General features: G+C 43.8%; 12 protein-coding genes and 1 other annotated feature. Of the genes, 9 read left to right on the top strand and 3 right to left on the bottom strand.

Features of this window, described 5'->3' with window-relative positions:
* The first annotated feature begins 76 nt into the window (after window positions 1–76).
* Entirely contained in the window at window positions 77–1,735 is a 1,659-nt protein-coding gene (locus KNO98_RS09920; protein WP_214700718.1) for a peptide ABC transporter substrate-binding protein, read from the top strand.
* Window positions 1,736–1,871: 136 nt separating this feature from the next.
* Here the strand turns inward: KNO98_RS09920 and trpS are convergent, their stop codons facing one another.
* Both trpS and KNO98_RS09930 read right to left on the bottom strand, forming a co-directional pair.
* Window positions 1,872–2,873 (bottom strand): tryptophan--tRNA ligase, encoded by a 1,002-nt coding sequence (trpS, locus tag KNO98_RS09925; RefSeq protein WP_214700719.1) that lies wholly within the window; start codon window positions 2,871–2,873, stop codon window positions 1,872–1,874.
* A 50-nt stretch (window positions 2,874–2,923) separates the two neighbouring features.
* Window positions 2,924–3,131, bottom strand: a binding site (T-box leader).
* 46 nt (window positions 3,132–3,177) lie between these two features.
* Window positions 3,178–3,546 carry a DUF3899 domain-containing protein gene (locus KNO98_RS09930; protein WP_026826414.1) on the bottom strand — a complete coding sequence of 123 codons (369 nt, stop codon included), beginning with the start codon at window positions 3,544–3,546 and terminating at the stop codon, window positions 3,178–3,180.
* A gap of 269 nt (window positions 3,547–3,815) precedes the next feature.
* Here KNO98_RS09930 and KNO98_RS09935 point away from each other — a divergent pair, with 269 nt between their 5' ends.
* From KNO98_RS09935 to KNO98_RS09955, 5 genes are all read left to right on the top strand, one after another.
* Window positions 3,816–5,432 carry a peptide ABC transporter substrate-binding protein gene (locus KNO98_RS09935; RefSeq protein ID WP_214700720.1) on the top strand — a complete coding sequence of 539 codons (1,617 nt, stop codon included), beginning with the start codon at window positions 3,816–3,818 and terminating at the stop codon, window positions 5,430–5,432.
* 308 nt (window positions 5,433–5,740) lie between these two features.
* Entirely contained in the window at window positions 5,741–6,667 is a 927-nt protein-coding gene (gene opp3b / locus KNO98_RS09940; RefSeq protein ID WP_214700721.1) for an oligopeptide ABC transporter permease, read from the top strand.
* Window positions 6,667–7,692 carry an oligopeptide ABC transporter permease gene (gene opp3C / locus KNO98_RS09945; protein WP_026826411.1) on the top strand — a complete coding sequence of 342 codons (1,026 nt, stop codon included), beginning with the start codon at window positions 6,667–6,669 and terminating at the stop codon, window positions 7,690–7,692. The genes opp3b and opp3C overlap by 1 nt, the downstream gene beginning before the upstream one ends.
* Before the next feature lie 23 nt (window positions 7,693–7,715).
* Window positions 7,716–8,789: an ABC transporter ATP-binding protein gene (locus KNO98_RS09950; protein WP_026826410.1), complete on the top strand. Its 1,074-nt coding sequence runs from the start codon at window positions 7,716–7,718 to the stop codon at window positions 8,787–8,789.
* Complete coding sequence (locus KNO98_RS09955; RefSeq protein ID WP_026826409.1) at window positions 8,789–9,739, top strand: ABC transporter ATP-binding protein; 951 nt, start codon at window positions 8,789–8,791, stop codon at window positions 9,737–9,739. The genes KNO98_RS09950 and KNO98_RS09955 overlap by 1 nt, the downstream gene beginning before the upstream one ends.
* Before the next feature lie 76 nt (window positions 9,740–9,815).
* On the opposite strand, the gene KNO98_RS09960 is transcribed toward KNO98_RS09955, so the two are convergent.
* Window positions 9,816–10,349, bottom strand: a complete 534-nt coding sequence (locus KNO98_RS09960) for an HD domain-containing protein (protein WP_214700723.1) — start codon at window positions 10,347–10,349, stop codon at window positions 9,816–9,818.
* 222 nt (window positions 10,350–10,571) lie between these two features.
* Between KNO98_RS09960 and KNO98_RS09965 the strand changes: the two genes are divergently transcribed.
* The 3 genes from KNO98_RS09965 (at window position 10,572) to mecA (ending at window position 12,122) form a co-directional block, all read left to right on the top strand.
* Window positions 10,572–10,709, top strand: a complete 138-nt coding sequence (locus tag KNO98_RS09965) for a hypothetical protein (RefSeq protein WP_015881216.1) — start codon at window positions 10,572–10,574, stop codon at window positions 10,707–10,709.
* A gap of 177 nt (window positions 10,710–10,886) precedes the next feature.
* Window positions 10,887–11,285, top strand: a complete 399-nt coding sequence (gene spxA / locus KNO98_RS09970; RefSeq protein ID WP_015881217.1) for a transcriptional regulator SpxA — start codon at window positions 10,887–10,889, stop codon at window positions 11,283–11,285.
* 180 nt (window positions 11,286–11,465) lie between these two features.
* Window positions 11,466–12,122: an adaptor protein MecA gene (gene mecA / locus KNO98_RS09975; protein WP_026826407.1), complete on the top strand. Its 657-nt coding sequence runs from the start codon at window positions 11,466–11,468 to the stop codon at window positions 12,120–12,122.
* Window positions 12,123–12,178 lie beyond the last annotated feature (56 nt).

A 12,178-nucleotide genomic window follows, 5' to 3' on the forward strand; every position in this document is an offset into this window, starting at 1 on the left:
ATACTGTCAGAACAAATGACTGAATTTTCTACCATCATTCAATTCGTTAAAACGAAAAAATCAGGGGGTCATCGCAATGAATAAGAAAAAAGGTTTTGCTTTAGCATCTTCGGTTACACTTTTATCTAGTGCATTCCTAGCTGCATGTTCGACAGGGGATGAAGACACAGGGTCTTCAAACGGATCAGGTTCAGAAGGTTCAGCTGATGAAGCGCAAGTCCTCAACTTGCTCGACAGCTCGGATATTCCTTCACTTAACCCTACACTCGCAACGGATGCTGTATCGTTCAACGTGTTGAACAACGTTAACGAAGGTCTTTACCGTATGGATGAGAACGATGAGCCAACTCCGGGTATGGCTGAATCTCACGAAGTTTCAGAAGACGGGAAGACTTACACATTCAAGCTTCGTGAAGGCGCGACTTGGTCAAACGGGGAGCCTGTCACAGCGAACGACTTCGAATACGCTTGGAAAGAAGTACTCAACCCAGATAACGCTTCACAATATGCATACGTTATGTCTGTCATCGAAGGCGCAGATGCGTACAATACAGGCGAAGGCGAACGCGATGCAGTAGGCGTTAAAGCAATCGACGATCAAACACTTGAAGTTAAATTGACAGCACCAGCTGACTACTTCCTCGGATTGACAAGCTTTGGTGTCTTCATGCCAAAACTTGAATCATTCGACACAGAGCAAGGCGAAAACTTCGGTACATCTGCAGAGACAACTCTTTACAACGGACCGTTCAAACTCGATAGCTGGGAGCGCGAACAAGGTTGGAAGATGGTCAAGAACGAAGACTATTGGGATGCAGAAGCAGTTAAACTTGAAGAAATCAACGTTAAAGTCGTTAAAGAAGTTTCGACAGGTGTTAACTTGTACGAAAATGGTGACGTTGACCGCACAGGCTTGACTTCGGAGCTCGTAGCTCAATATCAAGATAACGAAGACTTCTCAACAGTCGTAGAACCGACAATTTTCTATCTCCAATTCAACACAGAAGTGGAAGAGCTTAACAACCAAAAAATCCGTAACGCGATTGACCGCGCTTACGACAAATCTGCGATTGCAGAAACACTTCTTGCGAACGGTTCAATCCCTGCGAACTTCTTCGTTCCAAAAGACTTCGTATCAGGTCCTGACGGAAAAGACTTCCGTGAAGGTAATGGAGATATCGGCGGATACAACGTTGAAGAAGCTCAAAAACTTTGGGAAGAAGGGCTTTCTGAGCTCGGAACAGAAGAAGTTGAACTTGAACTTCTCAACTATGACTCAGAATCTGCGAAGCAAATCGGTGAGTTCATTAAAGGTGAACTAGAGAAAAACCTTCCAGGTATGACGGTTACTATCAAGCAACAGCCGTTCAATAACAAACTTGACCTTGAGAACAATGGAGACTTCGAGTTCACGTTCGCTGGTTGGGGTCCTGACTACCAAGATCCAATGACATTCGTTGACCTCTTCGTCACTGACGGACCATACAACCGTGGTAAATGGTCGAACGAAGAATTCGATAAACTCATCGCTGATGCGAAATCAAGCACAGACTCTGCTGAGCGTTGGACTCAAATGCAAGATGCTGAGAAAATCGTTCTTGAAGAGAACGCAATCTCACCAGTTTACCAACGTGGTTCAGCTCGCCTTACGAAACCATACGTTAAGGATATCGTCGAGCATGCATTCGGTGCGGACTACTCTTACAAGTGGGCTTCAATCGAAGGCAAAGAATAATCAATCATCTTTACTAAGAGAGACAGGGACGCCTGTCTCTCTTTTTTGTGTATTAAAAAAACTCTCAAAAAATGAACTGCACCCCAATTGTTAGACACATCTAACAATTGGGGTGCAGTTTTTTTAACAGGTTAAATTACTTTCTCACTTTTGCCCGTTTGCGACTAAGACCCATCGCTTTTTCAATCTTCGCGAGATTTTTATTGGCGACGGCTTCTGCTTTCGCGCGGCCAGCGTCGAGAATTTCATCGAGTTCTGGAGAATCGATCAGTTCGTGGAAACGCGCTTGAATCGGTTCAAGTAAAGCGACGACCGCTTCCGCCACATCTTGCTTAAACGTTCCATAATTCGAATTTTCATATTGTTTGACGAGGTCATCAATCGATGTCCCTGTCGAGAGTGAATAAATTTCCAATAAGTTTGAAATACCTGGTTTGTTCTCACGATCGAACGAGATGACACCGCTCGAGTCCGTGACGGCACTCTTAATCTTCTTACGAATGACATTTGGTTCATCGAGCATTGAAATATACCCTTTTGCGTTTGTATCCGATTTTGACATCTTCTTCGTCGGATTCGTAAGAGACATAATGCGTGCGCCTTCTTTTTGAATGAGTGGTTCTGGCAACGTGAACGTCTCGTAGTAGCGTTTATTGAAACGTTCTGCCAAATCACGCGTTAATTCGATGTGTTGCTTTTGGTCATCCCCGACAGGAACGAGTTCTGTATTGTATAACAAGATATCAGAGGCCATGAGGGTCGGATAAACAAACAACCCTGCGCCAACGTTTTCGTTGCCTTGCGACTTATCTTTGTATTGCGTCATGCGTCCGAGTTCACCCATGCCGGCGATACATGTTAACATCCATCCAAGTTGGGCGTGCGCTTTTACTTCAGACTGTACGAAAATGGTTGCTTTCTCTGGATCGAGACCCGATGCAAGATAAAGTGCTGCTAGTTTCCTTGTGTTGTTCATGAGCTCGATGCGGTCAAGTTGAACTGTGATTGAATGTAAATCGACGATACAATAATATGCATTGTGATCGTCTTGTAGGTCGACGAATTGCTTCATCGCGCCAAGGTAGTTTCCGAGCGTCACGACGCCGGTCGGTTTAATACCTGAAAAAATAGTTGCCATGTGTATACACCTCCGTAAAATATAAAAAACCGCAGTCGTCCGCCCGAAAAAATCGGGACGAATAACCGCGGTGCCACCCAAATTTGCATGAAATATGCCACTTGAACGCAATAACGAGCGTGAACCGTCTCGCCATACTCAAGTTCAAGCGAGCCACTCCAAAGTCCATTCGTTCAAAGCCTTATCATCTACTCGCAGCACCGTAGACTCTCTGGAGAAAAGGAAATTTGAACTACTTGTCTTCTTCCATGTGTTCTTATTCTGCATTAAGTTTAGCACAGGATCCGGCTAACTAAAAGATGAATTAAATCAACGCAATGAGGAATGAGAGTACGGTACTCCCGACTCCCACATACACCCAGCTCCACGCTGATTGTTTGCGAAGAAGACGATCTTCAGGATCTTCTTCCTCGTCCTCTTCATAGTCTGAATCGATTTCTTTAAGTTTCGCCCGTCGATTTCGTTTGAAACCATACATGAAGCCATCAAACAGACCGGTCGCGCTCATATGTGAAAACATTCCGATCGCAAACGTGAGAATTCCTGAAACGAATAATCCGCCACTCAAATGAAAGAGAAAAGATTCACTTCGATAATAGGCGGAAAAGGACCAAATGGTGTAGACGATTGTGACAATTCCCCAAACAAAAAATATATTTCGAAACTTTTTCAACGCTGTAATCTCCTTTCAAACCGTAGAAGGTATGAGTCGCCATTCTATGTTTCTTCTATGATACTAGTAAGATGGGGGGGAAAGCGAGTGTGAAAGGTAGATTTTATGATAGCGTTTTATTCCATAGTTGACAGTTTGATTAAAAATTTCTTACAATAGCCCTAACGTTCTTTCGTCGAATACTTTATGAAATATTCAGAAAATTAAAGAAAAAGTAAGATGTTCATTCGACGAACGGCTAGCTTTTCAAATCGAAAGGGGAAATCGCAATGAAGAAGAAATCGATTCTGCTCATGATGACACTCATCTTAGCACTCGGTTCAGTACTCGCAGCTTGTTCGACAGGCGGAGACTCTGATGGCGGCGGTTCTTCAAATGGAGAAAAAGTTCTTCGTTTGACGGATACGTCAGATATCACAACAGCCGACCCGGCGCTTGCTACAGATGCGGTCGCATTCAACTTGATCGCAAACACGATGGAAGGTCTTTACCGTCTTGATAAAGATGGAAATGCCGTTCCGGCACTCGCAGAAAGTGAGCCGGAAGTAAGCGAAGACGGAACTGTTTATACGTTCAAACTTCGTGATGCTGAATGGTCAAACGGAGAACCGGTCACAGCAAATGACTTCGTTTATGCATGGCAACGTGCTGTCGATCCTGCGACAGGTTCACAGTACGCTTACATCATGAACACAATTAAAAACGCTGAGGCGATCAACACAGGTGACACGCCGAAAGAAGAGCTTGGCGTAAAAGCAATTGACGAGAAGACACTCGAAGTCACGCTTGAGCGTCCAGACCCATCATTCCTTTCGCTTACTTCATTCGGTACGTTCACACCGATCAATGAAGCATTTGCAACCGAAGCGGGAGAAGATTTCTCAACAAACCCTGAAAACCTTCTTTACAATGGACCGTTCACATGGACTAATTGGGATCGTGAGCAAGGATATGTCTTAACGAAAAATGACACGTACTGGGATAAAGAAAACGTCGCACTTGATTCTGTTGACGTAAAAGTTGTTAAAGAAACATCTACAGTCGTGAACTTGTATGAAGCTGGTGATGTGGATTACGCTGGCCTTGCATCTGAACAAGTCGCAGCATTCCAAGAAGATGAAGACTACAACACAGGTCTTCGTTCGTCAATCGGCTACTTCAAGTTCAATCATGAAGATGACATTTTCTCTGATGTAAATGCACGTAAGGCAATCGCACGTGCAGTTGACCCATCAGGAATCATCGATCAGCTCTTGAACAACGGTTCAATGGCAACAACTTCATTCATCCCGAAAGACTTCATCAAATATGAAGATGGAACGGATTATACTGAAGGCGTCAAATACTTCGAAACGAACGCTGACGAAGCAGCTTCACTTTGGGAAGATGCAACAGGCGGAGAAGCGACAACGATCGAACTTCTCTCATTCGATAGCGAAGTATCGAAACAAATCTCTGAGTACATGAAAGGTCAAATCGAGTCGAACTTGCCGAACGTAACGGTTGAGATCGCGCAACAGCCTTTCAACAACAAACTCGAGCGTGAAGCAAACGGGGACTACCAAATGTCGTTCGCACTTTGGGGACCTGACTATCAAGATCCACTTACAAACCTTGGTATCTTCACATCAAATAACGGCCAAAATGATATCAAGTACAAGTCATCTGAATATGACAAGTTGATTAATGAAGCATCTGCTGAAACCAACATTGATGCACGTTACGACTTGTTCAAAGAAGCAGAAGCGCTCTTGATTGAACAAGATCAAGCAATCATGCCGATTTATCAAGCTGGTGTGGCATACTTGATTCGTCCCAACATCGAAAACTTTAACCGTCAATTATTTGGTGCTGATTACCAGTACAAATACGTTGATATCAAGTAATGGAATGAGGGGGCATGCGAACCGCATGTCCCCAATTTTCTAAAAAATTCTACTGAAGTAAGAGAAAATACTGTTCAAATGTTTTGTTGGTAAAGTATAATGTAGTAACAGTGAAAATTCAGAATAATCTTTGAAAAGAATATTCTTTGTTTTCAGCCACTGTACTAAGAGCCTTGAGATGAGGTGTAATCTATTCTTTCAGAAAATTCCTTTCATTTTGTGAATTTGAAAAATGGGTCATATGTCATAGTAAAGCTGTTGGTGCAAGTAGTAGAAAGAATTAGACAAAACACAGGGGGTTTTTATTCATGGGACGTTATATCCTACAACGGCTGACTTACGGCGTCATTACGTTCTTTTTGATTGCCACGTTTACGTTCTTCCTGATGGACCTGCTCCCAGGTTCTCCGTATCAAAACCAGGAAAAACTGACAGAATCACAAATTCAATTATTGAATGACCGCTACGGACTCAATGATCCGCTGCCGGTCCGCTACGCGACGTACATCGGAAACATGCTTCAAGGTGACCTTGGTGTATCATTCCGTACAGCTAACCGTCCAGTAACTGAATTGATTATGGAACGAATCGGTCCTTCAGCACAACTAGGGATCCAAGCATTAGTTCTCGGAACTCTTGTAGGTATATTGTTAGGTGTTGTCGCGGCAATTCGTCACAACACGGTGATCGACTATGGTGCGATGTTCATATCGGTAATCGGTATTTCTGTCCCATCTTTCGTCTTCGCAGCCCTTCTTCAGTACTATGTTGGGGTCAAATTGCAGTTGCTCCCAGTCGCATTCTGGGATTCGCCAGCACATACGATTTTGCCGACGATTTCATTATCTCTTGGAGTCACGGCATCGATTGCTCGTTTTGTCCGTACCGAAATGCTTGAGGTTACGGGACAGGACTATGTCACGCTTGCCAAGGCTAAAGGACTTAGTGGTAACGCAATTGTGTGGAAACACATGGTGCGTAACGCAATGATTCCAGCTATTACAATTTTAGGTCCGTTAACAGCGGCTCTTTTGACAGGTACATTCGTTATTGAGAAAATCTTTGCTGTACCTGGACTCGGAGAATTGTTCGTCACGTCAATCACGTTGAACGACTATACCGTAATCATGGGGACGACACTATTTTTCTCGGCTGTCTTCATTTTAATTATCTTACTTGTCGACTTGCTATACGGCGTTGTTGACCCACGTATTCGTCTTGGGGGGAATAACTGATGATTGAAAACAAAAAGAATTTCGAACAGTTCGACCAAGACATGTTCGCACCCGTAAAAATGAATGAACAGCTTGGTGAAAGAATTGCAGGAAAAAGCTTAAACTTTTGGCAAGATGCTTGGATGCGTCTAAAGAAAAACAAAGCGGCAATCGTATCGCTTTCGATTATTTTACTTCTCGTGTTGCTCTCGCTCTTTGGTCCTATGCTTTCAGGGCGTGACGCATACGAACAAAACATTTCACAAGCAAAGCTTCCGCCTAAAGTCACTGGTCTCGAATGGGCAGGCTTTGACGGGATGGCGACACTCGGAGGACGCGACATCGATTTTTATGAACAAAAGAGTGTAGAAGAGAACTTTTGGTTCGGTACGGACTATCTCGGACGTGATCTTTGGTCGCGTATTTGGGAAGGGACACGTATTTCCCTCTTCATCGGTTTGATGGCAGCGATTATCGATACGGTCATCGGAGTCGCATACGGTGGAATCTCTGCCTACTTCGGTGGACGTACCGATAATATCATGCAACGGATCGTTGAAATTTTGACAGGTGTACCAAACTTAATCTTAATCATTCTATTCATCTTGATCTTTGACCCGGGTGTCTTCACTATCATTTTAGCCATGGCGATCACAGGATGGATTGGGATGAGTCGACTCGTTCGAGGTCAGATTTTGAAATTGAAGAACCAAGAGTTCGTCTTGGCCGCTCGTACATTAGGCGCATCAAGTACCCGTTTAATTTTCAAACACTTGATTCCTAACACGTTGGGTGCGATTATCATCACACTCATGTTCACGATTCCATCTGCCATCTTTTTCGAGGCATTCCTCAGCTTTATCGGAATCGGGCTTCAACCGCCACAAGCATCACTTGGTACGTTGATCAACGATGGATACAAAGAATTACGGACATTCCCGTTCCTCCTTGTTATCCCATCGGTCATCATCGTCTTGCTCATGGTTAGCTTCAACTTGCTTGCCGATGGCTTGCGTGATGCGTTCGATCCGAAAATGCGTAAATAATACAGAAAGAGGGGGACTCGTGCATGGAAACGATTTTATCAGTACGAGACTTAGAGGTCTCGTTCCACACATATGCCGGAACAGTTCAAGCTGTTCGTGGTGTATCGTTTGATTTGAAAAAAGGCGAGACGCTCGCCATCGTAGGAGAATCGGGTTCAGGTAAATCCGTTACTTCGAAGGCAATCATGCGTCTCATTCCGAACCCTCCAGGTGAAATCACGAACGGAGAAATCATGTTCGAAGGGAAAGACTTGGCGAAATTATCGGAAAAAGAAATGCTCAAAATTCGTGGTCGCGACATCGCAATGATTTTCCAAGACCCGATGACATCACTTAACCCAACAATGACGATTTACAAACAGATCGCAGAAGGGCTAAAGCAGCACCAAGGATTGACAGGTGAGGATGCGAAGAAACGTACCCTTGAACTGTTGACACTTGTAGGGATTCCAAACCCTGAAGCGCGTTTGAAGCAATATCCACACCAACTTTCTGGTGGGATGCGTCAGCGGATTGTAATCGCGATTGCACTCGCATGTAACCCGAAAGTGTTAATTGCCGATGAACCGACAACGGCACTTGACGTTACGATTCAAGCACAGATTCTTGAACTGTTAAAAGACATTCAACAAAAGACGGGTACAGCAATTATTTTCATCACGCACGACCTAGGTGTTGTCGCGAATATGGCTGACCGCGTTGCTGTTATGTATGCAGGTCGTCTCGTCGAAAAAGGAACGGTTGATGAAATTTTCTATGAGCCACGTCATCCATATACATGGGGACTTCTTGGTTCAATGCCGCGTCCGACAGACGACCGAAATGAAGCGTTACCGGCAATCCCGGGTACGCCTCCGAACTTGCTCGATCCTCCGAAAGGAGATGCATTCGCACCGCGTAATCCATACGCGATGAAGATTGATTTTGAGAAAGAGCCGCCGATGTTCCAGGTAAGTGATACACACTTTGCGTCAAGCTGGTTATTACACCCGCAAGCACCAGTGGTGAATCCTCCACGTGCGATTCGTGAACTCGCTCTCAAATATCGTCCGGACAGTGCGTTCGCTAAATCGTTTACGAAAGGTGGTGCTGAATAATGGAACGCGAGAAATTACTCGAGGTAAAAAACCTGAAGCAGCACTTTAAAATTGGCCGTGGCCGTGTCGTTAAAGCGGTCGATGGCATCACATTTGATATTTACAAAGGTGAAGTGCTCGGACTCGTAGGTGAGTCTGGTTGTGGAAAGTCGACGACAGGACGTACAATCATCGGTCTTTATGATGCGACGGATGGTGATGTTGTCTTCAAAGGCGAAAACGTCCACGATAAAAAGTCAAAAGCAGACAAGTTGAAATTCAACCGTGCAATGCAAATGATTTTCCAAGATCCATACGCATCTCTTAACCCGCGTATGACCGTTGCAGATATTATTGCGGAAGGGATCGACATTCACGGTCTTGCGAAGACGAAAGAAGATCGCATGAACCGTGTGTATGATCTTCTTGAAACAGTTGGATTGACGAAAGAGCACGCGAGCCGTTACCCACACGAATTCTCGGGTGGTCAACGCCAGCGTATCGGGATTGCCCGTGCCCTAGCCGTTGAACCAGACTTCATCATTGCAGATGAGCCGATTTCTGCTCTTGATGTATCGATTCAAGCGCAGGTCGTCAACTTGATGAAAGAATTGCAACGCGATCGCGATTTAACGTATTTGTTTATCGCCCATGACTTGTCGATGGTTAAATACATCTCTGACCGCATCGGTGTTATGTATCAAGGTCACCTCGTTGAGCTTGCGACAGCCGATCGTCTCTACGAGAACCCAATTCATGCGTATACGAAATCGCTTCTTTCAGCGATTCCGCTTCCGGACCCGGAGCATGAACGCACACGTAAGCGGATTGTGTATGAATCAACTTCAAAAGGTCCAGTTGGACGTTCGGATGAGGATTCAAGCATTCCACCACTTCGCGAAGTTGAGCCAGGACACTATGTCTCACTCACAGACGAAGAGTACGAAGCGTACAAAGCACAACTCGTTTAATGAAAAAGATCCTGACTCACTCGTTGAGTCAGGATCTTTTTGCACAAAAAAATCACCTATCGAACTAGGTGACCGGTTATCCATTTGAAATGCGAGGCAAGTTTGATAGTCGTTCAACGATTGCATCAATCTGGTGAACGCGAGCTAACGCATCTTCGACTTCCATTGTTTCATAATGATGCAGACCGCCTGGCTGCTCGACGAATGTATCGGCGTCATGGACGAGCTGTTGAAGAGGTGTGCGCTGAATGCGGCTCGGTGGTAAATATGAATCGGTGTGTAAGAGAATCATCACAGATATCTCTTTTGCTCGAGCGGGGTCTTCCCCTAATCGAATCAATAGTTTATGGGCACGTTCAGCACCTTTGATCGCATGAATATCATTTTGACGATACAAATCATAATTCCATTTACCTTCCGTATACCATTCATAATGACCGATATCATGAAGTAAAGCGGCCTTTGTCGCTAAATCGGTGTCGAGCCCTCGCTTTGTTGCCATCTCGAGAGCGCGTTCACATACGTCGATTGCATGCTTTAAGCCTGATCGAGTCAAATATTTTTGGGTGATGGGATGTTTCATAATTGTTTCTAATGTGATTCTCATCATCGCTCTCCTCCTTAAAAATAAAAAGGTTATTTCTATTAACTATACAGGTTTTATTGGGTAGTTGCAAATTTCAACTATGTAAAGAAATCATGAACCTTTAAGAATGATTCACAATTCACAAACAAATGTGCTATAATTTAATTGTAGATTTAGTGCAACTTTAAGATTTTCAGAATCGGTAATGCTCTGCATGTTCCTTACGCTGTATGGGGGTGAGAGGCCATGAAAGAACGTGATAAAGTTTTACGAGAGAAAAAAAGACTTTTAAAAGAAGTGCTGAAGAAAAAGTTGAAAGACTTACAAGTAAAGCCAGGGAAAGAGACGGTGTCTCAACCGGTTTCTCGAATCCCTGCATCTTGATATAGGTCATTCAAGGTCGCATTCAACGAATGCGCCCTCTTTTCTTATCCGACTGATAAAGAATATCATTGAAGTTTCAACAATTAAGAATTATTATAATTAAGTGGATGCGAATTTGGGTATACAAATAGAGTCACTTAAAAAGATGGACGCATACTCGATCAGGGAGGAAGAAAAATGGTCACACTATATACGTCTCCAAGCTGTACATCTTGCCGAAAGGCACGGGCTTGGCTCGAAGAACACGATATCCCTTTTACAGAAAGAAACATATTTTCAGAACCGCTCTCACTTAATGAGATTAAGCAAATTTTACGTATGACTGAAGATGGGACAGATGAAATCATTTCGACACGTTCAAAAGTCTTTTCTAAAATCGATGTATCTGTTGATGCCTTATCACTTCAACAACTTTATGATTTGATTCAAGAATATCCGGGTTTATTACGTCGTCCGATTCTTATTGATGAGAAACGTTTGCAAGTTGGATATAACGAAGATGAGATTCGTCGATTCTTGCCACGGAAAGTTCGGACGTTCCAGTTGCAGGAAGCACAGCGACTTGTGAATGAATGAATGAATGAAAGCATACTGTTTAAGCAGTGTGCTTTTTATTATTGATTATTTCCTATAAAATAAAGATATAACCCGTCATCCAGATTGAATGATGTCAAAAAGGGTACAATGATAAAAAAGAGAATTTCCCCTCTCCTCCTTATGTGAATTGGGAGCGAGGTGAGAAGGGAGTGGACAATCGTGAAAATTGAGCGCATCAACGATAATACCGTCAAATTTTTCATCACATATGTGGATATTGAAAAGCGTGGTTTCGCACGTGATGAAATTTGGTACAACCGAGAACGTGGCGAGCAGCTGTTCTGGCAAATGATGGACGAGGCTAACGAACGTGAAGATATCTCGTTTGATGGTCCACTATGGATTCAAGTCCAGGCTTTTGAAAAAGGGCTAGAAGTGACGGTGACAATCGCGAAAAATGTAATGGATTCTGAAGATGATTCTGAACTCGGTTCGCTTCTCCGCTCGGCAATTGATGAAGCACGGGATCAGCAGTCAGTACTCGATCAATTGAGTGAGTTAGATGAACTTGAAGCTGAAACAGATGCTTGGGCCCCACTTGCGATGGAAACAAATGATTTCGAGGCAATCATTTCACTGAGTAAGCGTGCAGGTGACACTTTCAGTGATCTTGATTTGAAACTATATCATTATCAAGACCGTTACTACTTGTGGATTGAGTTCCCGGATGAAATGGAACCTGAAGACGAAGAGAATGCACTCAGTCTCTTAGCAGAATATCTATCATTCAGTACACAGACGCAACCTATGCTTGAAGAGTATGGAAAAACCATTCTCGAAGGGGACGTCTTTGCGAAAGTACGTCACTACTTTTAACGGTGCATCGCCTGTTCAGTTGGACAGGCGATTTTTTCAAATCAATGGCAAAGAGG

Source organism: Exiguobacterium sp. s57, from assembly GCF_018617685.1.
GTDB lineage: Bacteria > Bacillota > Bacilli > Exiguobacteriales > Exiguobacteriaceae > Exiguobacterium > Exiguobacterium marinum.